Origin of the sequence: Flavobacterium sp. N1994, assembly GCF_025947145.1 — a bacterium.
Classification (GTDB): domain Bacteria; phylum Bacteroidota; class Bacteroidia; order Flavobacteriales; family Flavobacteriaceae; genus Flavobacterium.
Genome location: NZ_CP109999.1, coordinates 613,487 through 640,003, shown reverse-complemented (window position 1 = coordinate 640,003; position 26,517 = coordinate 613,487). Strand labels below are relative to the sequence as shown.

The following is a 26,517-nucleotide window of genomic DNA, read 5'->3' as shown; positions in this document are numbered from 1 at the left end:
TTTTTTTGGAAAATATTTTTGATACTGAAGGTTGAAGAGCAATTATCTCATCATAGTATGATTAACGTTATTTTCATCATACTTGGCTTTAAAGCGAATGAGGTTATCGAGGTTGATTTCACCTTTAAGGTCGATTACTTTTTCTTCAAGCAGTAAGGATAGGAGAAATTCATAGGTTCGGCTACGGAAGTTTTTGTTTTCTATAGTAGTCTTTTGTTGGGTAAAGACTATTTTTTTGCTGTCATCGACTTTGCTTTCTGTATTATTGTTGTCGACAATCACAGTTACTATTTCTTCTTTGGTATTTAGTTTGTAGACACACAATTCATTACCCATGGCTTTTTTGGTAAAACTAAAAGTAGGAGTGTCGCTCACATAAATGATTTCTTTTTTTAGTTTGACTTCTTGTGCTGAAAGTGTTAACGTTGCAAGTAAGGTTATGATAAAACTTAGGTATTTCATGATGATGATTTTGATAGTAGCTAAGGTATGAAATTATGGTAACAAAAAAACGCCAAGCATTGCTTGGCGTTTAGATAAAAAGTCTAAATTACTTTTTCTTAGGAGTTTCGTTTTCCTTTTTGGTGTCCATCATTTCCATTAGTTTCATCCCTAGTAAACCACTGATTCCACCTTCTGATCCGTTGTTGCCGGTGATTAGTACATCAGGAATTACTTTGATGTTGCCTTTACCAATTTCTTCTGTGATTTTGTATTTGGTAAAGTTATCTCCACCCATTGCGGATACTTGCAATTCATAAGCTTCTGCTGTTGATTTACCGATAGCCATGATTTTCTCAGCTTCAGCTAAACCAGTTTTGGATATTTTTTCTGCTTCCGCACTTGCATTTAATTTAGTGGCTTCTGCTTGAGCACCGGCTCTTGCTTTAGTAGCTTCGGCTTCGGCATTGGCACGCATTTTTGTTGCTTCGGCTTCGGCGTTTACGTTTAGTTTTAAACTAGTAGCATCCCCTTCGGCTTTCTTAACGGTGGCGTCGGCAGTACGTTGCGCAATTTCAACACTTTGAGAAGCTCGAACGATTTCTTTTTGCATATCCGCAATCGCCGTTTCTTTTTCCATACCCTGACGTTGCTCTTGAGCCATTCTTTGGGTTTGATAAGTTTTTTGTTCTTCTTCGGCAATCTTTCTGTCGGTTAAGGTTTTCATTAATGAATCGGGGGGAACGATATCTCCAATTAGCGTATCTACAGCATTAACATTGTATTCGTCTAGCACCACTTTGATATGATTTTTAGCCGATTCTTGACGTTCTTTACGAGTACTCAAGAAAGAGATAACATCGCTTTCTTGCGCTGAGTTACGGAAATAGTTACCAATTGTTGGTTCTAACACTTGTGATACTAGGTTAGTCATACTACCAAAACGGGCTATTACTTTAGGAGCTTCGTTGGCAGGGACATGTATAATTTGAGATACATCAAGATTGAAAGGGAAACCATCTTTTGAACGCACCGTAATGGTACATAAGTTATTGTCTAAATTATGGGCTTCGCTACGAGCATCTGCCCAGTTTAATACTAGGTTAGTTGTTGGAACAGGTTCCAATTTGGTAGTATATTTATTTAAAGCATATTTACCTGGACCTAGGGGTTCCATCCAAACACCACGTTGTCCTTTGGATACAATATTACCATGTTTGAATTGATCACCAGTAACGTCTTGACCATCTTCACCAATGTATGATATTACTACACCAACATAACCAATGGGCACATCGGTCATTGGGTTTTGTTCGATTTGGATGGCCCATGTGTTGATGTAATAAGAACCAGCTAACATCACTTGAGGTTGTAAACCACGATTACCTCCTTTTTCTAGAAAGGCGTCAAAGTCTTGAAAATTATTATGTCCTTCTACATTTTTCCCAGCAATTTGTCCTTGAGGAATGGGTTCCCCATCAAGAGCGGTAACGATACCAATCATATTTTCATAGATTTTTACCTGATCAACTTCAACAATTTCGAAAAGAAAGGTATTAATACGGTAAGAACCTGTTGTTATGAAGGCAGATTGACGACCTTTTTGTCCTCCATTGTTTAAGAAAGCAGTAGCATCTTGAAAGTTATCGCTATCGACTTTACGAGCTAATATTCGTCCTGTTGGGATTTCTTTTCCGTCTTTACTTAATACCAGTCCAATTTTTCCTTCTGGGATAATGGTAAAGGAAGTCATATCAATAGAATATTGCCAAATCCATTTCATCCAATATAGTCCTGGAGCTAATGTTTGCGCTTGATACCCCGCTTCTCCTTTGGTGGCAATGATTCGTCCATCGGGTAATGATTTGTCGGCTCCGAAAAGTACGAATTTTTTGGTTACTAAACCAATTTTATCTTCGGGAACTATTACCATTCCAAAGAATACACGTAAAACAAATTTGTAAAGAATAATAGATAATACTAAAACGATTATCCACCAATAAGATAAAATTCCATCCATTGTTATTAGAATTAGATTAAAAATAAAATTGTGATTTTTAGGTTAGATAGTATTGGAAAACGAATAGGTATCAAATTGTAGTTCATTGATGTTGTCGCTAATGAGCGTTATTTTAGAATATTTTCTAGAATAAAAATCTGTTATTTTACGGTGATGTTTATCAAATGTTACAAAATTTTCAGGAATTTTTTATAAAAAAAATAAGTAATTAAAAATCAAAAAAATAAAAAGCCTTTAAGTAAATAATTGATTTTAATTTTTTTAATTGTAATTGTGTTGTTTTTCTTATATTAATGTCGTTCGATCTTATTGCTACAATTCAATCAGGCATACCTTTAGCAAGCTATTTTTTTTAAACTTTAATTATAAAGCCATTTTTTAAATTTTATATGATGTTGATTAGTCTAGTTTTACACGATATGACAAAGCCCCAATCCTAGTTGTAGTTCTCTAATAATTAACCTGCAACTCAAACCAACTCATGAAAAATTTTTACTGGCTGTTTTGCAAATCAAATTGTACTCTATTATTCCTTTCTTTTGGATGCATTTCTTTTGCGCAATGTATACCTGATTTTGGTGCTGCTTCTCACTATGCTTTATTCACAATTAATGGAGCTATTGGGAATACAGGGATATCATCTATTAACGATGATATAGGAACTAATGTAGGTGCGATTACTGGTTTTGAAATGCCAACTGTTGTTATGGGGAGTGTCCATCTTCCTGATGCCAATACTGACCAAGCATCAACAGATTTGCTATCGGCTTATACCAAGTTATTTAATACCATTGCAACTAATATATCACATGCACCAGCCTTTGGTAGTGGTGAAACTATTCACCCGGGCATTTATGCCATCGGAGGTGCTGGATCGGTGGCAGGCAATCTTATTTTGGATGGTGATGGAAATCCTAATGCAATTTTTATTTTTAAGATTGGAGGTGCTTTTACAACTGCAGCGGCAACTTCTATAAGTTTGGTGAACGGCGTTAAACCTTCTAATGTTTTTTGGATAGCCAATGGAGCTATAGCTATGGCTGCTGGCACTACAATGAAAGGTACATTGATTGCGAATAATGGTGCGGTTTCTATGGGAGACCAAGGTTACCTTAATGGAAGATTGTACTCTACAACAGGAGCCATTGCAGTATATGGAACCACGGTTGATGTAGAGGGGATACAATTAGGAATTGCAAATGGAGGGTCGCTTTCTTCTAATCAAGCCATCTGCTCAGAAACTTCTCCAGTAGATTTAGTGTTGTCTGGTTATTCAGGGACAATTACTAAATGGGAAAAATCCAATGCATCAAATTTTGCAGCACCTATAGTTATTAATAATACACTTGATATCTTATTGGGTAGCACAATTGGACATTTGAATAGTACAACTTATTTTAGAGCAGTTATTCAAAAAAATGGATGTGAGACAACAACGTCCAATTCCCCCTCTGTTGTAATTATAATAGATTCAACCACTTGGGATGGTAGTAGTTGGAGTAATGGATTACCTTCTTCTTCAAAATCAGTTGTTCTATCAGGAAATTTTACTTCTACAGCAGATTTTTCAACTTGTACTTTGACAATTGACAACGATGCTAATGTTACAGTAATTTCGGGAAAAACAGTTACTATTAATGGATCTTTGGTTATCAATAATGGTAGTACTTTCACTCTCAATAATGATGCTAATATGTTACAATTAGAAGGTTTTGATACTGTGGGAAAAGTTACCGTTAAAAGAGACACTTCTTTATTAAAACGTTTGGACTATGTTTTATGGTCATCTCCAGTACAGAATCAGTTAATGCAGTTATTTTCACCATTTACCGTAAGCAATCGGTTTTATTATTATAATACCGAATTAAATCTTTTTGAACAGGTACCTTCTTTGTCAACAGCAACTTTCAATATAGGTTTACCTAATTTAATTCGAATGCCCAATAATCATCCTTCTGCAGGTACTGTTTGGAACGGATCTTTTTATGGACAACCTAACAATGGCAATGTGGATCTTGAAGTAGTTGATAATACCTATAATGCGGTTGGAAATCCCTATCCATCTGGTATTAATGCCAATGCCTTTATTTTGGCTAACAATCTTACCGAACCTTTATATTATTGGAGAAAAACCAATAACGCCGATAACAGTTCTTATGCTGTATATACTACAGCTGGAGGAACGGCAAATAATGATGGTGATTTACAACATTTAACACCAGGAGTTATCATCCCAATAGGTGAGGGTTTTATAGTTAAAAGTACCTCTCAAAATATTAGATTCGATAATTCGATGAGAGCGTCAGCAGTCAATGTTGCTTTTTTAAGAACTGTTGATGAGAAAAGTAGTTTATGGTTGGATATGACATCTGTTAGTGGTTTTTTTGGGGAGCTATTGATTGCTTATATGCCTAATGCTACCCTTGGTATTGACAATGCTATTGATGGAAGATTTTTTAACGATAGTCAAACAGCATTAACCTCAATGATTGCTGGTGAAGAATTTTCTATTCAAGGGAGACCCTTACCATTTACTTCTAATGACATAGTGCCATTAGGATTTAAAACAGGAACTGCTAATACCTATACAATTTCATTACATCATTTTGATGGGCTTTTTGCTTTGGGTCAAGCTATTTTCTTACGAGATAATACTACAGGCGTTATTTCTAATCTTAAAACTGATTCGTATACTTTTTCAACAACAGCAGGTGTATTTAATAATCGCTTTGAATTGATCTATCAAAATACTTTATCAATTGTTCCTTCTACACTTACTTCCGATGATGTATTAATTTATGGAAAAGATTCTCAACTTGTTGTGAGTACAGGTAAAATCCTAATGTCAAATATAAAAGTATTTGATTTACTTGGCAAATTACTTTTGGAAAAAAGAGATATAAATGATACAGTAACTATGATAGATAGTAATTTTTCCAATCAAGTGATATTGGTTAAAATAACTTCTGAATCTAATGAAACGGTGACTAAAAAATATAGTAAATAAAAAACCTTCCACATTAGTGAAAGGTCTTTATTTTATGAAAATACAACGTAGTATAATTTATTCCTGCATCGTATGATACACGTTCATCACGTCATCGTCTTCTTCAATTTTTTCTAAAAGCTTTTCAACATCGGCTACTTGAGCTTCTGTTAGTGTTTTAGTGATTTGTGGGATTCTTTCAAAACCTGAGGATAGGATTTCGATACCACGGTTTTCTAATTCTTTTTGAATGGCTCCAAAGCTTTCGAAAGGAGCGTAGATTAGGATATCGTCTTCATCGGCAAAGATTTCTTCGGCACCAAAGTCGATGAATTCTAACTCCATTTCTTCAATATCAATATTTTTATTGGCGATACGGAAGTTGCAAGTATGGTCAAACATGAATTCCACTGAACCTTGTGTTCCCATCGTACCGTTACATTTGTTGAAGTAACTTCGGATATTAGCAACAGTTCTATTGTTGTTATCAGTAGCAGTTTCGATTAAGATAGCGATTCCGTGTGGAGCATAACCTTCGAATAGCACCTCTTTATAGTTGGCTGTATCTTTATCCGTTGCTTTTTTGATGGCACGTTCTACGTTGTCTTTTGGCATGTTAGCTGCCTTCGCGTTTTGGATAACGGCTCTCAAACGAGAATTGGCTTCCGGATTAGGTCCACCTTCTTTTACGGCCATTACAATGTCTTTACCAATACGAGTAAAGGCTTTTGCCATGGCTGCCCAACGTTTCATTTTTCTTCCTTTTCTGAATTCAAATGCTCTTCCCATTTCTAAAAAATGTATTTATGTTTTTTATCGGTTGCAAAAGTAACTTATCCAATGCAATTTCAAAAATTTGATTTTATTTTTTGTAAAAAGGTAGCTTTACCACTTTGGCCGCTACTTTGTTGTTTCTAATTTGGATGAAGATTTCGCTATCTACTGCTGCATATTCGGTTTTTACATAACCCATTCCGATTCCTTTTCCTAGACTTGGCGCCATGGTTCCTGAGGTTACTATACCTATATTATTACCATTAGCATCTACAATTTCATAATCGTGACGTGGGATACCTCTTTCGGTTAATTCGAATCCGACTAGTTTACGAGAAACACCAGCTTCTTTTTGTTTCTTGAGGTTTTCTGAATTGGTAAAATCTTTAGTGAATTTAGTTATCCAACCTAATCCAGCTTCTAATGGCGAAGTAGTATCATTGATGTCATTACCATACAAACAGAATCCCATCTCGAGACGCAAAGTATCACGAGCTGCTAATCCGATAGGTTTGATGCCAAAGGCTTTTCCGGCTTCGAAGACTTTATTCCAAACTTGTTCAGCATCTTCGTTTTTGCAGTAGATTTCAAATCCACCCGAACCTGTGTATCCTGTTGCTGAAATAATCACGTTGTCAATTCCGGCAAACGGACCTACTTCAAAGTGATAGTATTTTATGGCTGACAAATCAATGGAAGTTAAGGACTGCATAGCTTCAACCGCTTTTGGTCCTTGAATGGCTAGTAAAGAATAGTCTTCTGAAATGTTTTTCATATCCACACCTAAATCGTTGTGAGCCGAAATCCAGTTCCAATCTTTATCGATATTAGAAGCATTGACTACTAATAAATATTGGTTTTCTTCCATTCGGTATACGATTAAATCGTCAACGATTCCTCCATCATTGTTGGGTAAACAGGAATATTGAGCACGACCAATTTCTAATACCGAAGCATCATTGGAAGTTACTTTTTGGATTAGAGCTAATGCATTCTCTCCTGTTAATAGAAATTCGCCCATGTGTGACACATCAAAAACGCCTACGCCATTTCGTACCGTTTCGTGTTCGGCATTTACGCCTTCGTATTGTACGGGCATGTTGTAGCCAGCAAACGGAACCATCTTGGCACCTAAACTTTCGTGAATGTGTGTTAATGCAGTATTCTTCATTATATAATTGTGTGTTTTTTATTTTCTAACGAAAGGAGGTAATAATTTGCTGGATACTTCGCCAAAGCCAATTCGGATAGAACTATTTTGACAAAATCCTTTCATAATTACGGTGTCGTTGTCGTTGATGAATTTACGTTCAGAACCATCGTTCATTTTGATTGGATTTTTTCCACCCCAAGTTAATTCGAGCATAGACCCAAAGCTATCAGGTGTTGGTCCTGAAATGGTACCAGAGCCCATCATATCACCTGAATTGATTCGGCAACCATTTGAAGTATGATGTGCTAATTGTTGGGACATGGACCAATACATATATTTGAAATTCGATTTTGTCACGAGGGAAGGTTCTACGTTTTCGGGTTCTATGTAAACTTCTAGATTGATATCAAAAGCGTTTTTTCCTTTTTGTTGCAAATAGGGAAGTGGCATTGGTTCCTGACTCGGGCCTTTGCAACGGAATGGCTCTAAAGCATCCATAGTAACAATCCACGGCGAAATAGAAGAGGCAAAGTTTTTAGCTAAGAAAGGTCCAAGTGGCACATATTCCCATTTTTGAATATCTCTTGCGCTCCAATCGTTCAATAATACCATTCCGAAAATATAATCTTCGGCTTCATTAATTGGAATATTTTCTCCCATAATGTTAGCATCAGTTGTAATGAATGCTGTTTCAAGTTCAAAGTCGATGGAACGTGAGGGTCCAAATACAGGAGTATCTTCTCCGTTGGGTAATGTTTGTCCCATAGGACGGTGTACTGGAATTCCAGATGGAACAATAGTAGAACTTCTTCCGTGATAGCCTACAGGAATGTGAAGCCAGTTAGGCAATAACGCATTGGTAGGATCACGGAACATTTTACCAACATTGGTAGCGTGTTCTTTACTGGAATAAAAATCAGTATAATCGCCAATTAAAACGGGTAATTGCATTTCAACATCTTCCATTTTGAAGATTACGATATCGCGATGTTCTTGATTATCTCTTAGTTTAGGATTGTTACTGTCAAAAATATCACCAATACGATTACGAACTAATCGCCATGTTTTTTTACCATCAGATATAAAATCGTTCAAGGTATCTTGCATGAACATATCATCGGTCAATTCAATTCCTTCAAAATAATTCAGTTGCTGTAGAGCACCCAAATCGATAGCATAATCGCCAATTCGCGTTCCGATTGTGATGACATCTTCTTTGGTTAAGAAAACGCCAAAAGGAATATTCTGAATCGGGAAGTCGCTGTCTTTGGGAACAGTAAGCCAAGATTTTCGTTTAGGATTGTTGGTATTTAAGGGCATGATGAGTTAATTTAGTTGTTGAAAAATTCAGTAATCAAATATATCATTTACTATTAATTTACCAAACCATTTTTGTAATTTTGAGCGCAAATAATCGAAATAATTTCAAATGCAACGCGACAAACAAATTTTTGACCTTATCCTAGAGGAACAAGACAGACAAATTCACGGAATTGAACTAATTGCATCAGAGAACTTTGTGAGTGATCAGGTGATGGAAGCAGCCGGTTCGGTATTAACTAATAAATATGCAGAAGGCTATCCAGGCAGAAGATATTATGGGGGTTGTGAAGTAGTAGATGTTATTGAACAAATTGCTATTGATCGAGCTAAAGAACTTTTTGGTGCTGAATATGTTAACGTGCAACCTCATTCAGGTTCTCAAGCCAATACAGCTGTTTTTGCAGCTTGTTTGAAACCGGGAGACAAAATCTTAGGTTTTGATTTATCGCATGGCGGTCATTTAACTCATGGTTCTCCTGTGAATTTTTCAGGGAAATTATACTCTCCTTCTTTTTACGGAGTAGAAAAAGAAACGGGTGTTTTGAATTATGATAAGATACAAGAAATTGCTACGAAAGAACAACCTAAAATGATTATCGCGGGAGCATCAGCTTATTCTCGTGATATGGATTTTAAACGTTTCCGTGAAATTGCGGATAGCGTTGGAGCTCTTTTATTAGCAGATATTTCTCATCCTGCTGGTTTGATTGCTAAAGGATTGATGAATGATCCAATTCCGCATTGTCATATTGTAACCACAACCACTCATAAGACTTTACGTGGACCAAGAGGTGGCATTATTATGATGGGGAAAGATTTTGAAAATCCATGGGGTTTAACCACTCCAAAAGGAGAAATCAGAATGATGTCGCATGTTTTGGATATGGCTGTATTTCCAGGAAACCAAGGAGGACCTTTAGAACACATTATTGCGGCTAAAGCGGTTGCTTTTGGTGAAGCTTTATCAGACGAGTTTTTTGTGTATGCTATGCAAGTACAGAAAAATGCTAAAGCTATGGCAGCAGCATTTGTTAAAAGGGGCTATGACTTAATTTCAGGAGGAACTGACAATCACATGATGTTGATTGATTTGAGAAACAAAGACATTTCTGGTAAAGATGCTGAAATTGCTTTAGGCAAAGCGGAGATTACTGTGAATAAAAATATGGTTCCTTTTGATGATAAATCACCATTTGTAACTTCAGGTATTCGTGTGGGAACACCAGCGATTACTACACGTGGAATGGTGGAAAGCGATATGGAAAGTATTGTAGATTTAATAGATCGTGTGCTTACTAATCATACTAATGATGAACTGTTAGAAGAAATTGCAGACGAGGTAAACGACATGATGAGCGAGAGAGCTATTTTTGTTTATTAATATATAGTTTATAAAGAATAAGTAAGCCTTCAAATCTCATTTTAAAGGCTTTTTTTATATGATAAATGTTTCATTTTAACTGCTAGAATTGTTGTAAATTTGAGAGTCAAAATTATGTAAATGCCTAATCGATGAAATGTTGTAAAATACTACTCTGTTTATCTCTTATTCTTATTGTTTCTTGTGCTAAAAAAGACAAAGGAGAAATCAAACCTACTAAAGGTGACATAACTGAAAGTGTCTATGCTTCTGGAGTTGTAAAATCTGAAAATCAGTATACCGTTTATTCTACTGTGAATGGGGTTTTGCAAAAAATCAATGTCACTGCAGGACAAACCATTACTCAAGGACAAGCCTTATTTCAAATCGAAAGTGACAAAGCTTCTTTAAATACAGAGAATGCTCGTTTGGCTTATCAACTAAGTCAGGAAAGCAATCATTATGTACAGGATAAGATTTCGGAAATGGAGACTAAAGTCCAAGCAGCAAAAGACAAATTGGCTTTAGATCAATCGGTTTACAATCGCAATAAGAACATCAAGCAATATAATGTGATTTCTGAAGTGGATTATGAGCGTGTAGAGTTGGCGTATAAAAATTCGAAATCTAATTATGAAGCCGCTTTGAAGCAATTATCTCAACTAAAAGAGCAATTGAAGAATGAGCAGAGCCGAAGTAATATCAATCTTAAAATCAATCAAAAAGCACAAAGTGATTTTACCATTAAAAGTGCTTTCTCTGGCGAATTGTTTGATGTGTTAGTTAAAGAAGGAACTTTGATTACTACACAAACTCCGTTAGCTGTCATTGGAGAGAAAAACTCTTATTTATTGGAATTGGATGTAGATGAAAATGATATGGTTCATGTAAAGATTGGTCAATCAATGGAAGTGACTATGGATAGTTACAAAGGTAAAGTCTTTGAAGCCACAGTTGATAAAATTTACCCCATTATGGATGTGCGTTCTAGAACTTTTAAAATAGAAGCTCATTTTACCAATCCACCAAAGCAATTATATCCTAATCTTACTGCTGAAGCTAATATCATCATCCAAACCAAAAAGAATGTATTAACTATACCCAAAAGCTATTTGATAGACAACGAATATGTTTTGGTGAATGAAGATCAAAAACGCAAGGTGAAAATAGGTTTAAACGATTACCAAAATGTGGAAATTCTGAGTGGATTGAATGCTGAGGAAACTATATACAAGCCGAAATAATGAACTTTAAACTCATTTTAAACATAGCCTTGCATTTGCTTCGAGCGCGATTGAAACAAACTGTTGTTGCTGCGGTTGGAGTAACTTTTGGTATCGCTATGTTCATTACGCTGGTTAGTTTTATGAACGGGATGAATGATTTATTAGATGGATTGATGCTCAACAGAACGCCACATGTTCGTTTATATAACGAGATTAAACCTTCTGAAAACCAGCCTATTTCTTTTTCAAAAAAATATAAAGACAATACCAATTTTATTTCTTCTGTAAAACCTAAAGATAGAGGCAAAGCCATCTACAATTGCAAGTCGATTATCCACGCCTTAAAACAAGATAAACGCATTATTGATGTGGCTCCGAAAGTCACGACTCCAGTTTTTTTTAACTCGGGAACTATAGAACTTTCTGGAGTAATTAATGGTATTGATGTATTAGCAGAAGAAAAATTATTCAAAATAAGCGACTATATTGTTGATGGGAAGGTGTCTGATTTATTGCAAAACAATAGCATTATAATTGGTAAAGGATTAGCCAACAAAATGCTTTTGCAAAAAGGAGATATTATTAAAGTTACCACTTCCAAAGGTAATTTGTCATCTTTAAAAGTTGTCGGAATTTCTCAAATTGGTATTGCTGATATTGACGATGCGATGAGTTATACTTCTTTAATTACGGCCCAAAAACTTTTGGGAGAACCCACCAATTATATCACTGATATACAAGTTAAAACCTATGATATTACAACGGCTCCAGCTCTAGCCAAAGAGTTTAAAGAAAAGTTTGATTTGGATACTATCGATTATCAAACCACCAATTCCCAGTTTGAAACTGGTAGTTCCATTAGAAGTATTATTTCTTATGCCGTTGGGATTGTATTGTTGATAGTGGCTGGCTTCGGAATTTATAATATTCTGAATATGATGATTTTTGAAAAGATGGACAGTATCGCTATTCTTAAAGCCACTGGCTTTTCAGGGAATGATGTTAAATGGATTTTTATCTCATTATCGATGATAATCGGATTTGCTGGTGGATTGTTCGGTTTATTTTTTGGCTATATCTTATCGAATATTGTTGATATTATTCCGTTTAATACAGCCTCATTGCCCACTATTAAAACCTATCCTATTAATTATAATCCAATGTTTTATATTATTGGAATTACGTTTGCTATGATAACCACTTTCGTAGCAGGTTTATTCCCAGCTTTAAAAGCGAGTAAAATTGATCCTGTAGAGATCATAAGAGGTAAATAGCATGAGTGATAAAGTTTTAGAGACCAAAAAGTTAACCAAATATTTCTACGACCCAATAAAGTTTCAGGTCTTGAAAGAAATAGACATGAGTATTAATCATAGTGAATTTGTTTCCATAGTTGGAAAATCAGGTTGTGGTAAATCTACTCTGTTGTATTTGCTCTCTACTATGGATACGGATTATGAAGGGCAATTGTTTATCCATGATGAATTGATTACCGGAAAATTAGACAAGGAGTTGGCCCAAATTAGAAATGAAAAGATTGGTTTTGTATTTCAGTTTCACTATTTATTATCGGAGTATAATGTCTTGAAAAATGTCATGCTACCAGGAATGAAACTCAATAAATTATCGGAAGCAGAAATTGAACATAATGCTATGGAACATTTGCGAACGCTTGATATGGAGGACCAAGCCTTGAAAATGCCGAATCAATTGAGTGGTGGACAAAAACAAAGAGTAGCCATTGCAAGAGCGTTAATCAATAATCCGTTAATCATCATGGGAGATGAACCTACTGGGAATTTAGATAAAAAGAACAGTGATTTGGTTTTTGATATTTTCAATAAATTGGCCATCGAAAAGCAACAAACACTCTTGATTGTAACGCATGACACTGATTTTGCCAAAAGAACCAACAGAACCATAACCATGGAAGACGGAAAGATTATTTCCTAACTTCAAAAAAATTCTGATTAGACGAAATCAATTTTCCAACCTATCGTAAAATATGTATTTTTGACCTATAATTTTTAAGCCACTTTAGTATGGGAGTATTACGTTTAGAACTGCCAACCGACCCAAGATGGGTCAACATTGTAGAGAAAAACATTGAAGAAATTCTAACGGATCATGCTTGGTGCGAACAAAAAGCGGCCACGAATGCCATAACTATCATTACTAATAATTCGGAGCATGAAGATTTGGTTACCGATTTATTGGCTTTGGCCAAAGAAGAATTAGACCATTTTGAGCAAGTGCACGATATCATCAAAAAGCGTGGACTGAAACTAGGTCGTGAGCGCAAAGATGATTATGTAAACGAATTGGCGCAATACATGAAACGTAGCAATACAGGAAGCCGAGTTTCAGGATTGGTGGAACGTTTGCTTTTTTCGGCTATGATTGAAGCCCGTAGCTGTGAACGTTTTAAAGTACTTTCAGAAAATATACAAGATGAAGAGTTATCCAAATTCTACAGAGAATTAATGGAAAGTGAGGCAGGGCACTATACTACTTTTATAACCTATGCAAGAAAATATGGGAAAGGCATTGATGTTGAAAAACGTTGGCGCGAGTGGCTTGAGTTTGAATCGCAAGTCATTGCTAATTATGGGAATAAAGAAACCATTCACGGATAGTGAATCACAGTATTTTGCATACTTATTGATTTATAGCAAGGCTTACAAAAAAATCATAAGGCTTCAACAAAAATATGATAAGGCTTAAATCAAATGCTTGTTGATAAATTCCTGATTACTTTTTTAGAAAATCCTATCGAGATACTTTCAAAATTATAAATTTGAATCCATAGAATTTTAGTAAAATGAGAATTGAAACCGACATAAAATTAGGATTTAAAGATGTTATGATACGTCCAAAACGTTCCACTTTAAACAGTAGAGCGCAAGTGAGTTTGGAGCGCGAATTTAAGTTCATGCACAGTACCGCGACTTGGACAGGAATTCCAATAATGGCTGCCAATATGGATACGGTGGGGACTTTTGAAATGGCGTTGGCTTTAGCTAAAGAAAAACTATTTACGGCAATACATAAACATTACACAGTACAGCAATGGAATGATTTCATTAAAAATGCTCCGGCTGATATTTGCGATTATATAGCCGTTAGCACTGGAACGGGAAAAAATGATTTCAAAAAGATTGCCGAAATATTTGAATCTAATCCTCAACTAAAATTCATTTGTATTGATGTTGCCAATGGCTACTCAGAGCATTTTGTTGATTTCTTAAGACAAGCCCGAAAACAATATCCAAATAAAGTAATTATTGCTGGTAATGTAGTTACTGGTGAAATGGTAGAAGAATTGCTTTTAGAAGGTGCCGATATAGTGAAAGTGGGAATTGGTCCAGGTTCTGTTTGTACTACTCGAGTAAAAACCGGAGTTGGGTATCCGCAACTTTCAGCCATTATAGAATGTGCCGATGCAGCTCATGGATTAGGAGGCCATATTATTAGTGATGGAGGTTGTGCCATTCCTGGCGATGTGGCTAAAGCTTTTGGAGCAGGTGCCGATTTTGTAATGCTTGGCGGAATGCTAGCAGGACATGCCGAAAGTGGTGGTGAGATGATTGAAGTTAATGGCGAGAAGTTCAAACAGTTCTACGGAATGAGTTCGGAAACCGCTATGAAGAAACATGTAGGAGGTGTGGCGGAATATCGTGCAAGTGAAGGAAAAACAGTTCAAGTTCCTTTTAAAGGCAATGTGATTGATACCCTTCATGATATTTTAGGAGGCATCAGAAGTACCTGTACTTATGTTGGAGCTTCTAAATTAAAAGAGTTGACTAAACGAACTACTTTTATCCGAGTAATAGAGCAGGAAAACAGAGTATTTACAAAGTAATTATTTTATAATCAAATCATATTTCTCTAATAATCCTTTCAAACCATCCGTTGAGAAAACCGCTTTCTTAAGTTTGTTTTTTTCTGGATCTATGGTATAGTCGTAGCTGGTGTAAAAATCGGTTTTATTGGCAATGGTGTCAATAAATACGGCTCTTCTTAGGTTGCAATTATCAAATACGGCTTCAGTTAAATCACTCGCCATAAAATCTACCGAAATCATACTGCAATTGATGAACTGCATTTTTTTAAGTTTTAAGGCGTAGAATTTGGCATAATCCAACAAGCAATCTTTAAAGTTAAACTCATAAATCACTTGGTCTGTCATAGCAAAGTTAACCGCAGTAAAATCACATTTGGTAAACTGAACGCCACGTAAGGACACATAATTGATTTTGGTTTCCTTAAAATTGCAATCAAAGAAATTACAATCTATAAAAGTCACGGTTTGAAAGGTACAATCGGTAAAATCACAATTGTGGAAGGTACAGTTTTCGTAATCTTTGTATTTGATATCGGCTTCTAAAAAGAAGACATCTTCAAATTTTTCGTCAAGTATATAATCAGAGGACATAGGAGTTTTTAAAGTTGGTAAAACTAAAGAATTTATTTGGTTAGTTCCCCTAATATCAATTCAGTTTATGTTAATATAACGATAAATAGAGTAGAGGTCAAAATCCATTTGTTGCAAAACACTAAATTTACAAAACTATCCCAACAGATTTTTTTAACTATGGATAATGAAAACTCTTCTGCATCAAAGCCCTCCGGATTTTTTTATAAAAACCCTTCTCTTAAAATAAAAGAGTTTCAATCTTTTCTGGCGGCTCGTTTCGGACTTCTATTTGCACTCAATATGCAATCTACTATTTTATACTATTGGGTTTATCATATTACCAACAGTAAGTTATCTTTAGGGTATGTTGGTCTAGCCGAGGTTATTCCAGCTATTGGTTGTTCTTTATTTGCTGGCCATTTCGTTGATTTGAATGAAAAAAGAAAAATGGTTATGCTTTGCCTAACAGGTTATGTGTTGATTGCTATTTGTCTTTTTATAATTGGTATGCCAGTGGTAAGTGGCTATTTCTCTGTTTCCACAATAGTTTTGGCCATTTATGGTTTTGTATTTCTAGGTGGTGTATTGCGCTCGTTTTTTAGTCCATCGATGTTTTCTTTATTTGGATTGGTTGTCCCACGTGAACATTATGCCAATGCTACTAGTTGGAGCAGTATGTCTTGGCAAATGGGTTCTGTTTTAGGGCCATTAGTGGCTGGGATTTTCATTGCATGGAAAGGAATTACAGCTGGACTATTCGCAGTCATTTTAATAGAAATACTTTTGTATATCCCTGTTTTATCTATTTCGGTTAAACCAATATTAAACAAAATTAAAGAACCTGTTTTGCAAAGTGTAGCAGAAGGCTTGCGATTTGTATTACGAACTCCAACGCTTTTGGCAGCGCAATGTTTGGATATGTTTTCGGTATTGTTTGGTGGAGCAGTGGCTTTATTGCCAGTTTATCAAAAGGAAATTTTGCATGTAAACGAAATGGGCTTTGGAGTTCTTAGAGCCTCTCCTGGAATAGGTGCTTTGATTACCTTGGGATTACTAGCTTTTTTACCATTAAAAAACAAACCAGGGAAGAAACTCTTTTTATGTGTAACCGGATTTGCCTTATCGATAATTGTTTTCGGGATTTCTACTAACTTTTATCTTTCGGTCGTGATGCTAATCCTTTCTGGAATGTTTGATGCCGTGAGTGTTGTTATCCGAAGTACCATATTGCAATTAGTAACACCCGACGATATGCGTGGCCGAGTTTCGGCAGTGAACACCATGTTTGTTAGTTCCTCTAATGAATTTGGCGATTTCGAAAGTGGGGTAATGGCGCATTGGCTTGGAACTGTTAGGGCCGTGGTTGTTGGAGGTTGTTTGACTATGGGAGTTATAGCCATTACTTTCTTTAAAGCGCCTCAGTTGCGTGAATTTGATTTCGAGGATAAAAGGAAGGAATGATGTAGACTTTAACTAAAAATTAATACTCGTTCTAGCTACTTTATGAACGCTATAGTGTAATTTTAAAAATTATGGAAAAGCATACTAAAAAAGGTTTTTTATTCAAAAAATACGAAGCACCCTTTCAATCTCCTTTTGATAAATTATTTGAAATTTTCAAAGAGTTGATTACCCATACTTCAGGTGATTTTGAGGAAGCTATCGATTGGTTACGACAATTGGATGTGGAATACAAACTCACAGATTCCGATTACACTATTGATGACTTTATTGAGGATTTAAAGAAAAAAGGCTACATCAGAGAAGAACTCAAAGAGGATGGGACTTCTGGAACGGGTATAACAGCTAAAACGGAACGAGCCATTCGGCAGCAAGCTTTAGACCAAATATTTGGTAATCTTAAACGCTCTGGTTCAGGAAACCATAAAACTAAGCATTCGGGTAGTGGAGATGAACAAACAGGTGAATATAGAGAATACCATTTTGGGGATAGTTTGGAAAGTATTTCTTTGACAGAAAGTCTGAAGAACGCTCAAATTAATAATGGAGCTGACGAATTTAGATTAACAGAAAACGATTTGGTAGTCGAAGAATCAAAATTCAAAGCACAAATGAGTACCGTTTTGATGATTGACATCAGCCACAGTATGATTTTATATGGAGAAGACCGAATTACTCCAGCCAAGAAAGTGGCTATGGCTTTAGCAGAATTAATCACCACTCGTTATCCAAAAGACACTATTGATATTTTGGTTTTTGGAAACGATGCTTGGCCCATTGCCATCAAAGATTTACCTCATTTAAAAGTAGGCCCTTATCATACCAATACCGTTGCCGGATTACAATTGGCAATGGACATGTTGCGAAGAAAACGCAATACCAACAAACAAATCTTTATGATTACCGACGGAAAGCCTAGCTGTGTTCGGGAAAAAGATGGAACGTATTATATGAACAGTAACGGATTAGACGAATACATTGTAGAGCAATGCTACAATCAAGCCGCTCAAGCCCGAAAACTTCACATCCCAATAACCACTTTTATGATTGCCAATGATCCTTATCTGCAAAAATTTGTCAATCGTTTTACGGAAGCCAATCAAGGAAAGGCTTTTTACACAGGATTAAAAGGATTAGGAGAAATGATTTTTGAAGATTACGAAACCAATAGAAAGAAGAAAATTAAATAAGACTATGAAAACAGAAAATATAAAAACACTAGGCGAATTAAAGAAATCAGGATATGTTTCTCGAAGTATTAAAGACGAGTTGAGAGATAATCTTAGGACTAAAATTAAATCAGGGCAACCTACTTTTGAAGGTGTACACGGATTTGAAAATACGGTGATACCCGAATTAGAGCGCGCTATTTTATCAAGGCATAACATTAATTTGCTTGGTCTTAGAGGTCAAGCGAAAACAAGGCTTGCCAGAAAAATGATTGAACTTTTGGACGAATACATCCCTTTTGTTTCAGGTTCAGAAATTAATGATGATCCATTCAATCCCATTTCTCGTTTTGCCAAAGATTTAATAGCAGAACATGGCGATGCTACTCCCATTTCTTGGTTACACAGAAGCGAACGTTTTTCAGAAAAATTAGCCACTCCAGATGTAACGGTTGCCGATTTAATAGGAGATGTTGATCCGATAAAAGCAGCTAATTTAAAATTGTCGTATGCAGATGATAGAGTGATTCATTTTGGAATGATACCCAGAGCCAATCGCTGCATTTTTGTAATCAATGAATTACCCGATTTACAAGCCCGAATTCAAGTAGCCTTGTTTAATATTTTGCAAGAAGGTGATATTCAAATACGTGGTTTTAAGTTGAGAATGCCTTTGGATATGCAATTTGTATTTACAGCCAATCCAGAAGATTATACTAATCGTGGTAGTATTGTAACTCCTTTGAAAGATAGAATAGGTTCTCAAATTTTGACACATTATCCCGAAAATATTGCTGTAGCCAGAACCATTACCCATCAAGAAGCTAAATTAGATCAACAACAATCAGATTCCGTTAATGTTCCTTCATTAGCTAAAGATTTATTAGAGCAAATTGCCTTTGAAGCCCGAGAAAGTGAATTTATAGATAATAAAAGTGGAGTGAGTGCCCGAATGACTATTACTGCTTATGAGAATTTATTAAGTACTGCCGAACGTAGAGCTTTGAAATCAGATTCAGAAACAACAACGGTACGATTATCTGATTTTATGGGTATTATTCCAGCTATAACAGGAAAAGTAGAATTGGTTTATGAAGGGGAACAAGAAGGAGCTGCTGTGGTTGCTCAACATTTGATAGGAGATGCAATCCATACTTTCTTTCCTGCCTTTTTTCCAAAAATAGAAAAACTAGAAAAAGATATTGACGCCAGTCCATACGCTAAAATCTTAGAATGGTTCTTCACGGAAACAGGTTTTGAATTGCTAGATGATGCTTCGGATGAAGAATATAAAAAACAATTGGATGCTGTTAAACCTTTAGAAGATTTAATACAGAAATACCAACCTGAGTTAGCCAAAGAAGACAAGTATTTTCTAAAAGAGTTTGTGCTTTGGGGCTTGGTAGAATATGATAAATTAAGCAAAGATAGAGTAGAGGAAGGCTATCAGTTTAAGGATTTGTATAGTAGTTATATCAATAAATTGTAATCGAACAAAAAGTAAAAACCCAACTAAATCATAGAGTTGGGTTTTTTGTTATATAAGGATTTTGCTTCGCAACATCCATCAAAGCTCCGCTTTGATAATCCCTTAAAACAAAAAAAATGATCAAGTAAACTTGTCATTTTTTTTATTTCAATGAATTAATTCGTGACCTCGACTGGATTCAAACCAGTAACCTTCTGAGCCGTAATCAGATGCGCTATTCAGTTGCGCCACGAGGCCTTTTTTGTGGGTGCAAATATAGGTAATACTATTAAATTCCCAAATGAATAACTAAATTTATTTTGATTTTAATGCTCGAGTAGTAACATAATAACGCCAGCCTATAATAGCCATTTGCCACTTTTTGGCTTTTGCTAAATCCAATTGTTGCTTGGTAAAGCTAGGTAAGAGCAGTTTGTTTAGTTTAGCGAGTACTTTGTACATGAGTAAATAGTTTCAGTAAAAATAAAAAAGACCACTGAATTAGTGGTCTTTTTGTTTAAGCTTTTTGTGTCTTTAAACTGGATTTGGCATTTTGAAGTTCTTTTTTAGCATTCTCCATTTCTTCTTTTGCCTTTTGCATCTCTTCTTTTGCTTTGATCATTTCTTCTTTAGTACTATCTAAATCTGACTTTGATTTAGTGGACTTGTCTGTCTTAGCAAAAGGTTGTCCTGACATCATTTGGTCAATTTGCTCCTGCATTTTTTTCATCTGCTCTTGCATATTGCCAAAGCCATTACCATTAAAATCTGGCATTTCAGTGCTGCTAAAGGATTCTACCTTGTTGTTCTTTTTGATATCTTCTAGTTCTTCTTTAGTGTAATCATCACCGCCTTCAACTACATTGCCGTCTTGAATCACTAAAGGTTTTTTACCGTCTTTTTGAATGATTACTTTGGAACTGGATTGTCCAAAAGAACTACCGTTAGGGAATTCAAAATGATATTGTTTGCCTGGTAAACCATCTTTGTCATCATTAAAATTGAAGCCTTTCATCATGTCGTTTGGATTAAAACCATTCGCTAATGCATTACCTGACATGAAATCAGAACCACTTCGTTCTCCAAATCCTACCTCATCATCTTGCTTATAGAATTTGATAGTGTTTATAGGTTTTTGGTTGTCTAATGTCATGCTACCTTTACTTCCCCCTTTATCGGCATAATCTACTTTAATAGCTGTAATTTCACCTTTGTCATTTCGTTTTACATCCGAATAAGATATGATAACTCCATGCTCTTTTAAGGCTTTTATGTCATCATTCATTTCACTTTCAGGAGTGTTTTTATTCCAAGTCATGAAGATGTTGTCATTCGTCTTTTGATCAGATGATGTGAAAGATTTTTTACCTTGTGCCAATACACTCATTTGAAACAGAGAGAGGCATACAAGAGAATAAAACAATTTATTTTTCATAATATTAAAAATTAAAATGGTTTATGAGATGTATTAATAATCAGAAACAAAATTATAAGGATTGCTTTTTTTGTAAAAGTCCTTTTGCAATTTTTTAACTATTTCGACTTGACTTTTTTTAGTTTAGCTCTTTCGTTATCTAATTCCGCTTTGGCTTTTAGCATTTCCGCTTTAGCTTGTATCATTTCCTCTTTAGCTTGTATCATTTCAGCTTTGGCTTTTTCCATTTCAGGTTTTGAGGCTTCTATTTCAAGTTGTGCTCTTTCCATTTCTTCTTTTACTTTTTTCCAATCTCCATTAGCCATTCTTATTTGTTTTTTTATAATTGGTTTCATTCTCTTCATTTGAATCTTTGCATTTGCCATAGCTTTGTTTCTGATTTTAACAGCATCTTCCCAGTTGATGTAAATTTGTTTTTTGTCACCATCAGAAGAAGATGAATTGTCATCAATATATAAATTTTTCATAGTTTCTTGTATGGTTTTGTCATCTGTAATTACCTTTCCATTAATAATAACTAAAGGCTTATCACCATTTTTTCTAACTATTACTTTTGAGATTTTATCATTCATCTCAACTCCTTCTGAAGCATCTGGAACTTCAGAAATTTCAGGAGCCTCAGGCGATTCTGGTGCTTCTGGCGCTTCCATATCAAAGTCAAAATCAAAATTACCGGTAACATCAAGGCTATCATCAGCATTCATAGCATATACAGCCTCGTCGTTAGTTGCTTTGTAAATTCCATGTCGTTTTCTGTCTACCTTATTTCTAATGGCACTAATTTCATGAACGGTACCATGTTTTACACCAAAATCATACACTCCATTCTCCATCCTGTTAGTATAAATAAAGATATTGTCTATCGGTGTACTTTGGTTAATTCTTAATTCTTTTTTTCTACCGTCTTCGCATTTCATTTTGATGCAAATTCCAGTGATTTCACCTGCGGAGTTTCTTTTTATTTTAGAAACTTCGGTTACAATCTTTTCTTCTTTAAAAACATTTTTTAATGTCTTTAAACTTTTATCGGTTTCTTTGGAGTCAAAAGTAATATCTGCACCTTGATGTGTTTCCACAGATTTAGGGGTATATGATTGTTCTTTTTCTTGAGCGATTGTTTTAATCTGAAACAAGAGTACAAATCCGATTAAGGCCGGAATGATAAAGGCATATTTGACAAGATTTTTTTTGTGCGATTGACTAGTGTTTAACATAACGATTCGTTTTTTGATTAATGATTGATAAAAATGATTAGTAATAGATAAGCAGTTGTGATTAGAAACTACTTTAAGTAAAGCGTGTTGATAGGCATGTCGGTCTTCCATTTGCTCAATGGCTTTTTGGTCGGCGATGTATTCTAAATTTTGAGTGATTGCTTTTTTATAGAGCCAAACAAATGGATTGAACCAAAAAATAGCCGTGAATAATTGCACTACTATAACATCAATGGAATGGTATTCTTTACTGTGTATTTGTTCGTGAAGAATAATGCTTCGTAACTCGGTATCAGAATAAAAATCAGAATTATATACAATGTAATTGAAGAAAGAAAAAGGAGCAATGTTACGCTCTAAGTCAACTAATGTATAGCCTTCTCTTTTAAAGGTTTGCTGTTTGTGAAGCATTCGGTAAAGAGATAGTAAATTAAGCACAATTTTAGCCACCAAAACAAATGTCACTAGGCAATAACTAACCCAAATTAGTTGCATCCAATCGAATGCTTCAACAGGGAGTAGTTCTTTGATTTTTGCTGGAGTCTGTTGCGCATAGGCCACTAATTCTTCTATCGAAATCTTAGGTTTTGTTACCCATATTATTTTCTTGATAAAGAATAAGGGTAATAGGAGTGAAGTAATTAATCCGCTTAACAGAAACCAACGGTTGCTATTGAAAAAAGTATCTTTTCGTACCAAGAAATGATAAGCCAAATAAAATAAAGCTAACAAACCACTTGCTTTTGCTAAATACAGGACCAGCGCTTCCATTTTATTTCTTATTTTCTATAATGGCTAAAATCTCTCTCAACTCTTCTGCAGATATTTTTTCTTCTTCAGCAAAAAAGGACACCATATTTTTATATGAACTATTAAAATAGGTATCGATAGCGGTATTCATAAAACGCTTTCTGTAGTCTTCCATTTTTACAATAGGGTAGTACTGGTGGGTGTTTCCATAGGCATTATGGGAAACAAATCCTTTGTCCTCTAAGTTTCTAATAATGGTCGAGAGCGTGTTGTAGTGCGGTTGCTCCTCCGTAATTTCCGCCATGACTTCTTTTACAAATGCTTTTTTTAGCTTCCATAAAATTTGCATGATTTCTTCTTCTTTGTTGGTTAACTTTTGCATGATTCCTTTTATTTGAAATCGAAAGTACAACTATATTTTTAGTTACACAACTATTTTTATAGTTATTTAACTATTTTTTAAGTAATAGAAGATAAAAAAGAAATAAGTGCTTGATTTATATAGGTTTATTTTCATTCTGAATCAAACGAAAAACCCAAATACCAAAAGATACTCCTAATAAACCAAGTATCCCCATGAATAGCCAATTCATTTGATACCCAAAATATTCTATGATTTCCATACCTACTTTAGCACTTAGGATGTGTGCTAAGCTAAAGCTCATTGTATAAATCGCCATGTAACGTCCTTCATGACCCTTGGGAGCCCGACTCAATGCCACCGAATTAGAAAAAGGAAAAGCAAACATTTCACCAAAAGTCATAAAGAGCATCATGATGATGAGGATACCAACCCAAGCATTTAACAACAATAAAAACACGCTGATAGACATCAAAAGACAACCTGTAGCTACTACTTTGACTTTACTTATTTTATGTCTCTCAACATAACTTACTATAGGCATTTCCATAAAGAAAATAATTAGACCATTCATCGTTAACAACAAACCTGTTTGAAACTCGGTTAAATTAAATTGCTCTTTGTGATATAGCGGAATAGTTGTAAAGACCTGAAAGAATAAAATCCCTGAAACCAAACAAGTAAATAGAAATATCCAAAATGGTTTGTCTTTGAATACCGAATGGGTCAATACATCATCAGGGTGTTTCTTATCAATAAAAGGAGATTTTTTCTTTTCTTTTACTTTGATCCAAAAGATTAGAATGGCAATGATACAGGTAGCACCATCTGCCCAAAACAAGCCACGATAGCCAATATTCATAATGATTAAGCCTCCTAAAGCTGGTCCAGCCGCAAAGCCTAAGTTGATAGCCAAACGAACTAAGGTCAGTGCTCGCGTTCGGTTCTCCGGTTTTGCATAGGCACCTAGGGAAACAAACATAGCAGGCCGATACATATCTGCCACAACCATAATAGAGAACATTCCAATACAAAGCCCCAAAAAGCTAGTAATAAATTGGATAGCAAAAAGCATCAATCCACTAACCAAAAGACTAAATATCATGATCCTGTAAAAGCCAATCTTGTCTGAGAGTTTTCCACCTAGCCAAGAACCTATAATAGAACCCGTACCAAAACATACCATTATCCAACCCACTTGGCTATAGGAGAAATGCAAATCTTCCTTTAAATACTTGGAAAGAAAAGGCAACACCATAGTCCCAGCACGATTAATAAAAGTGATTAGGGTCAGTATCCAAATCTCTCTTGAAAATCCTTTGAAGTTATTGATGTAGCGTTGAAAAGCGGTTTTGAGCATTGCTTTTTGATTGATGTCGTAAATTTACAAAGTTCTTATTTACTTTTGAGTTTCCCTTTTTAAGACTTTTACACTATTTTTACACATGGATTTTTTCAATCTGCATACTCATAAATTCACTGACAATTCCACAATCATGGAATTGGTCAACCAATATCCTTGGGAGTTTGATGCTACTATTCCTTTTTATTCTGTTGGGATTCATCCTTGGTATATAAAAGAAGACCGATTAGAAAGTGATTTAAAAACCATAGCCGAGAAGTTAGCTTTACCGCAATGTTTAGCCCTTGGCGAATGTGGTTTAGACAGGCGTATTGAGGTCCCCATACCATTGCAGATAGAAGTCTTTGAAAAGCAAATTGCTTTAGCAGAAGAACATCAAAAGCCTTTAGTCTTGCATTTGGTGGCTGCATTTGATGAATTGTTGGCGATTAAAAAGCGCTTAAAAATTAGTGTCCCCATTATTATTCATGGGTTTTCCAAGAATAAACAAGTTGCTCAACAATTGTTGGATAATGGTTTTTACCTTTCATTTGGGAAATATTTGTTGCGGAATCCTGAGCTAAGAGAAGTATTTCAAAGCGTACCTAACGACCGATTCTTTCTGGAAACTGATACGATTGACGAAACTTTGATAGAAGTCTACACGCACGCAGCCAACTATAAAAGGATGACTTTAGCCGAAATTCAAGCGCAAGTTAGCACAAATTGGAAAAAAGTATTTGAAGATTTCAAATAGTTAAAAGCAAGACTTTTTTCTCAATATAGTTTTATTTTAATCAAATTCAGCTTCTTCTTTCTAGTGAGTTAATGACATATTCTTGTTTGTATTCCCTTTTGAATAGCTTTTATTTTATTATAAATAAAAGTTAAAATTTCAATATTAATAGTAATACTATTATCTTTGCGTGAAACTCTAATACTATGGATGCTATTTTATCAAACTTAAAAATACAGGTAAACGAAAAAATTTATGTAAAAGATCCTGAGACTTCTACATTGGGTAAAAAAATAATACAAGAAAGTATTATCCTGATTGATGAAATAGGTTTTGAAGACTTTACTTTTAAAAAACTAGGAGAGCGAATTGGTTCCAATGAAAGTTCTATTTATCGCTATTTTGAAAGTAAGCATAAACTCTTATTGTATTTAACCTCTTGGTATTGGGGTTGGATAGAATATCGAATGGTATTTTCAACTTCCAATATTGCTGATAGTTTTGAGAAATTGAAAAGAGCCATCACCATAGTGACCGAAAAAATTGAAGATGACAACAACACTCTTCACATCAATGAAGCTATTTTAAACCGAATTATCATTGTACAATTTACCAAAACACTTTTAACTAAAGAAGTGGATGAAGAAAACAATGAGGGTTTCTTTATGGTGTACAAAAGAGTCATCAACCGAATCATAGAATGTATTCAGGAAGTAAATCCTGAGTATTGGTATGCTAAGAGTTTGGCATCTTCTATAGTGGAAGGTTCTTTACACCAACATTTTTTAAAGGATCACTTGAAAAGCATCACTAACTATGAAGGGAATCTGTCGCCAACCGATTTTTATCTTGATTTAGTTCAAAAAGTAATACGCAAATAA

The 26,517-nt window shown here is 35.1% G+C and carries 23 protein-coding genes and 1 tRNA gene; 12 read left to right on the top strand and 12 right to left on the bottom strand.

Going from position 1 to position 26,517, the window contains the following annotated elements; all coding sequences use genetic code 11:
• Positions 1-42 precede the first annotated feature (42 nt).
• Together OLM53_RS02995 and OLM53_RS02990 are read right to left on the bottom strand one after the other, a co-directional pair.
• The gene (locus OLM53_RS02995; RefSeq protein ID WP_264521578.1) at positions 43-462 is read right to left on the bottom strand and encodes a hypothetical protein; all 420 of its coding nucleotides are present in this window, start codon (positions 460-462) and stop codon (positions 43-45) included.
• Positions 463-550: 88 nt separating this feature from the next.
• Positions 551-2,461 carry an SPFH domain-containing protein gene (locus OLM53_RS02990; protein ID WP_264521577.1) on the bottom strand — a complete coding sequence of 637 codons (1,911 nt, stop codon included), beginning with the start codon at positions 2,459-2,461 and terminating at the stop codon, positions 551-553.
• Between the two features lie 481 nt (positions 2,462-2,942).
• On the opposite strand from OLM53_RS02990, the gene OLM53_RS02985 reads away from it, so the two are divergent.
• Positions 2,943-5,468: an ice-binding family protein gene (locus tag OLM53_RS02985; protein WP_264521576.1), complete on the top strand. Its 2,526-nt coding sequence runs from the start codon at positions 2,943-2,945 to the stop codon at positions 5,466-5,468.
• A 57-nt stretch (positions 5,469-5,525) separates the two neighbouring features.
• Here the strand turns inward: OLM53_RS02985 and OLM53_RS02980 are convergent, their stop codons facing one another.
• From OLM53_RS02980 to fahA, 3 genes are all read right to left on the bottom strand, one after another.
• Positions 5,526-6,236: a YebC/PmpR family DNA-binding transcriptional regulator gene (locus OLM53_RS02980; RefSeq protein ID WP_264521575.1), complete on the bottom strand. Its 711-nt coding sequence runs from the start codon at positions 6,234-6,236 to the stop codon at positions 5,526-5,528.
• Between the two features lie 73 nt (positions 6,237-6,309).
• A complete protein-coding gene (gene gcvT, locus OLM53_RS02975) occupies positions 6,310-7,392 on the bottom strand; it encodes a glycine cleavage system aminomethyltransferase GcvT (protein WP_264521574.1) in 1,083 nt (360 codons plus the stop codon).
• A gap of 18 nt (positions 7,393-7,410) precedes the next feature.
• Positions 7,411-8,694, bottom strand: coding sequence for a fumarylacetoacetase (gene fahA / locus OLM53_RS02970; RefSeq protein ID WP_264521573.1), 1,284 nt, complete (start codon positions 8,692-8,694; stop codon positions 7,411-7,413).
• Positions 8,695-8,803: 109 nt separating this feature from the next.
• On the opposite strand from fahA, the gene glyA reads away from it, so the two are divergent.
• The 6 genes from glyA to OLM53_RS02940 all read left to right on the top strand — a co-directional run bounded on the left by glyA (position 8,804) and on the right by OLM53_RS02940 (position 15,145).
• The gene (gene glyA / locus OLM53_RS02965) at positions 8,804-10,078 is read left to right on the top strand and encodes a serine hydroxymethyltransferase (protein WP_264521572.1); all 1,275 of its coding nucleotides are present in this window, start codon (positions 8,804-8,806) and stop codon (positions 10,076-10,078) included.
• A gap of 131 nt (positions 10,079-10,209) precedes the next feature.
• Positions 10,210-11,301 carry an efflux RND transporter periplasmic adaptor subunit gene (locus OLM53_RS02960; protein WP_264521571.1) on the top strand — a complete coding sequence of 364 codons (1,092 nt, stop codon included), beginning with the start codon at positions 10,210-10,212 and terminating at the stop codon, positions 11,299-11,301.
• Positions 11,301-12,557, top strand: coding sequence for an ABC transporter permease (locus OLM53_RS02955; protein WP_264521570.1), 1,257 nt, complete (start codon positions 11,301-11,303; stop codon positions 12,555-12,557). The genes OLM53_RS02960 and OLM53_RS02955 overlap by 1 nt, the downstream gene beginning before the upstream one ends.
• 1 nt (position 12,558) lies before the next feature.
• Positions 12,559-13,236 carry an ABC transporter ATP-binding protein gene (locus tag OLM53_RS02950; protein WP_264521569.1) on the top strand — a complete coding sequence of 226 codons (678 nt, stop codon included), beginning with the start codon at positions 12,559-12,561 and terminating at the stop codon, positions 13,234-13,236.
• A gap of 89 nt (positions 13,237-13,325) precedes the next feature.
• Positions 13,326-13,919, top strand: a complete 594-nt coding sequence (locus OLM53_RS02945) for a tRNA-(ms[2]io[6]A)-hydroxylase (protein ID WP_264521568.1) — start codon at positions 13,326-13,328, stop codon at positions 13,917-13,919.
• A gap of 185 nt (positions 13,920-14,104) precedes the next feature.
• A complete protein-coding gene (locus tag OLM53_RS02940) occupies positions 14,105-15,145 on the top strand; it encodes a GMP reductase (RefSeq protein ID WP_264521567.1) in 1,041 nt (346 codons plus the stop codon).
• Here the strand turns inward: OLM53_RS02940 and OLM53_RS02935 are convergent, their stop codons facing one another.
• On the bottom strand, positions 15,146-15,718 hold the full coding sequence (locus OLM53_RS02935; protein WP_264521566.1) for a pentapeptide repeat-containing protein: 573 nt from the start codon (positions 15,716-15,718) through the stop codon (positions 15,146-15,148). It abuts the gene before it with no gap.
• Between the two features lie 159 nt (positions 15,719-15,877).
• Between OLM53_RS02935 and OLM53_RS02930 the strand changes: the two genes are divergently transcribed.
• From OLM53_RS02930 to OLM53_RS02920, 3 genes are all read left to right on the top strand, one after another.
• Positions 15,878-17,161 (top strand): MFS transporter, encoded by a 1,284-nt coding sequence (locus OLM53_RS02930; protein WP_264521565.1) that lies wholly within the window; start codon positions 15,878-15,880, stop codon positions 17,159-17,161.
• A gap of 71 nt (positions 17,162-17,232) precedes the next feature.
• Positions 17,233-18,351, top strand: a complete 1,119-nt coding sequence (locus tag OLM53_RS02925) for a vWA domain-containing protein (protein WP_264521564.1) — start codon at positions 17,233-17,235, stop codon at positions 18,349-18,351.
• A gap of 4 nt (positions 18,352-18,355) precedes the next feature.
• On the top strand, positions 18,356-19,819 hold the full coding sequence (locus OLM53_RS02920; protein WP_264521563.1) for a magnesium chelatase: 1,464 nt from the start codon (positions 18,356-18,358) through the stop codon (positions 19,817-19,819).
• A gap of 163 nt (positions 19,820-19,982) precedes the next feature.
• Here the strand turns inward: OLM53_RS02920 and OLM53_RS02915 are convergent.
• The 6 genes from OLM53_RS02915 to OLM53_RS02890 all read right to left on the bottom strand — a co-directional run bounded on the left by OLM53_RS02915 (position 19,983) and on the right by OLM53_RS02890 (position 24,918).
• Positions 19,983-20,056: transfer RNA gene (locus tag OLM53_RS02915), tRNA-Arg, on the bottom strand.
• Positions 20,057-20,113: 57 nt separating this feature from the next.
• Positions 20,114-20,260 carry an SsrA-binding protein gene (locus tag OLM53_RS02910; protein ID WP_264521562.1) on the bottom strand — a complete coding sequence of 49 codons (147 nt, stop codon included), beginning with the start codon at positions 20,258-20,260 and terminating at the stop codon, positions 20,114-20,116.
• Between the two features lie 55 nt (positions 20,261-20,315).
• Complete coding sequence (locus tag OLM53_RS02905; protein WP_264521561.1) at positions 20,316-21,233, bottom strand: hypothetical protein; 918 nt, start codon at positions 21,231-21,233, stop codon at positions 20,316-20,318.
• Between the two features lie 98 nt (positions 21,234-21,331).
• Positions 21,332-23,218 carry a M56 family metallopeptidase gene (locus OLM53_RS02900; protein WP_264521560.1) on the bottom strand — a complete coding sequence of 629 codons (1,887 nt, stop codon included), beginning with the start codon at positions 23,216-23,218 and terminating at the stop codon, positions 21,332-21,334.
• A 1-nt stretch (position 23,219) separates the two neighbouring features.
• Positions 23,220-23,579, bottom strand: coding sequence for a BlaI/MecI/CopY family transcriptional regulator (locus tag OLM53_RS02895; RefSeq protein WP_264521559.1), 360 nt, complete (start codon positions 23,577-23,579; stop codon positions 23,220-23,222).
• A gap of 115 nt (positions 23,580-23,694) precedes the next feature.
• A complete protein-coding gene (locus OLM53_RS02890) occupies positions 23,695-24,918 on the bottom strand; it encodes an MDR family MFS transporter (RefSeq protein WP_264521558.1) in 1,224 nt (407 codons plus the stop codon).
• A gap of 85 nt (positions 24,919-25,003) precedes the next feature.
• On the opposite strand from OLM53_RS02890, the gene OLM53_RS02885 reads away from it, so the two are divergent.
• Both OLM53_RS02885 and OLM53_RS02880 read left to right on the top strand, forming a co-directional pair.
• Positions 25,004-25,657 (top strand): TatD family hydrolase, encoded by a 654-nt coding sequence (locus OLM53_RS02885; protein ID WP_264521557.1) that lies wholly within the window; start codon positions 25,004-25,006, stop codon positions 25,655-25,657.
• A 185-nt stretch (positions 25,658-25,842) separates the two neighbouring features.
• Complete coding sequence (locus OLM53_RS02880) at positions 25,843-26,517, top strand: TetR/AcrR family transcriptional regulator (RefSeq protein WP_264521556.1); 675 nt, start codon at positions 25,843-25,845, stop codon at positions 26,515-26,517.

What these genes read in the sequence shown, in the direction of transcription:
- glyA (WP_264521572.1), top strand. Translation starts at nt 8,804, where the DNA reads ATGCAACGCGACAAACAAATTTTTGACCTTATCCTAGAGGAACAAGAC.
- gcvT (WP_264521574.1), bottom strand. Translation starts at nt 7,392, where the DNA reads ATGAAGAATACTGCATTAACACACATTCACGAAAGTTTAGGTGCCAAG.
- OLM53_RS02895 (WP_264521559.1), bottom strand. Translation starts at nt 23,579, where the DNA reads ATGCAAAAGTTAACCAACAAAGAAGAAGAAATCATGCAAATTTTATGG.
- OLM53_RS02960 (WP_264521571.1), top strand. Translation starts at nt 10,210, where the DNA reads ATGAAATGTTGTAAAATACTACTCTGTTTATCTCTTATTCTTATTGTT.
- OLM53_RS02930 (WP_264521565.1), top strand. Translation starts at nt 15,878, where the DNA reads ATGGATAATGAAAACTCTTCTGCATCAAAGCCCTCCGGATTTTTTTAT.
- OLM53_RS02935 (WP_264521566.1), bottom strand. Translation starts at nt 15,718, where the DNA reads ATGTCCTCTGATTATATACTTGACGAAAAATTTGAAGATGTCTTCTTT.
- OLM53_RS02950 (WP_264521569.1), top strand. Translation starts at nt 12,559, where the DNA reads ATGAGTGATAAAGTTTTAGAGACCAAAAAGTTAACCAAATATTTCTAC.
- OLM53_RS02940 (WP_264521567.1), top strand. Translation starts at nt 14,105, where the DNA reads ATGAGAATTGAAACCGACATAAAATTAGGATTTAAAGATGTTATGATA.
- OLM53_RS02885 (WP_264521557.1), top strand. Translation starts at nt 25,004, where the DNA reads ATGGATTTTTTCAATCTGCATACTCATAAATTCACTGACAATTCCACA.
- OLM53_RS02880 (WP_264521556.1), top strand. Translation starts at nt 25,843, where the DNA reads ATGGATGCTATTTTATCAAACTTAAAAATACAGGTAAACGAAAAAATT.
- OLM53_RS02900 (WP_264521560.1), bottom strand. Translation starts at nt 23,218, where the DNA reads ATGGAAGCGCTGGTCCTGTATTTAGCAAAAGCAAGTGGTTTGTTAGCT.
- OLM53_RS02925 (WP_264521564.1), top strand. Translation starts at nt 17,233, where the DNA reads ATGGAAAAGCATACTAAAAAAGGTTTTTTATTCAAAAAATACGAAGCA.
- OLM53_RS02905 (WP_264521561.1), bottom strand. Translation starts at nt 21,233, where the DNA reads ATGAAAAATAAATTGTTTTATTCTCTTGTATGCCTCTCTCTGTTTCAA.
- OLM53_RS02980 (WP_264521575.1), bottom strand. Translation starts at nt 6,236, where the DNA reads ATGGGAAGAGCATTTGAATTCAGAAAAGGAAGAAAAATGAAACGTTGG.
- OLM53_RS02920 (WP_264521563.1), top strand. Translation starts at nt 18,356, where the DNA reads ATGAAAACAGAAAATATAAAAACACTAGGCGAATTAAAGAAATCAGGA.
- OLM53_RS02990 (WP_264521577.1), bottom strand. Translation starts at nt 2,461, where the DNA reads ATGGATGGAATTTTATCTTATTGGTGGATAATCGTTTTAGTATTATCT.
- OLM53_RS02955 (WP_264521570.1), top strand. Translation starts at nt 11,301, where the DNA reads ATGAACTTTAAACTCATTTTAAACATAGCCTTGCATTTGCTTCGAGCG.
- OLM53_RS02995 (WP_264521578.1), bottom strand. Translation starts at nt 462, where the DNA reads ATGAAATACCTAAGTTTTATCATAACCTTACTTGCAACGTTAACACTT.
- OLM53_RS02910 (WP_264521562.1), bottom strand. Translation starts at nt 20,260, where the DNA reads ATGTACAAAGTACTCGCTAAACTAAACAAACTGCTCTTACCTAGCTTT.
- OLM53_RS02890 (WP_264521558.1), bottom strand. Translation starts at nt 24,918, where the DNA reads ATGCTCAAAACCGCTTTTCAACGCTACATCAATAACTTCAAAGGATTT.
- fahA (WP_264521573.1), bottom strand. Translation starts at nt 8,694, where the DNA reads ATGCCCTTAAATACCAACAATCCTAAACGAAAATCTTGGCTTACTGTT.
- OLM53_RS02985 (WP_264521576.1), top strand. Translation starts at nt 2,943, where the DNA reads ATGAAAAATTTTTACTGGCTGTTTTGCAAATCAAATTGTACTCTATTA.
- OLM53_RS02945 (WP_264521568.1), top strand. Translation starts at nt 13,326, where the DNA reads ATGGGAGTATTACGTTTAGAACTGCCAACCGACCCAAGATGGGTCAAC.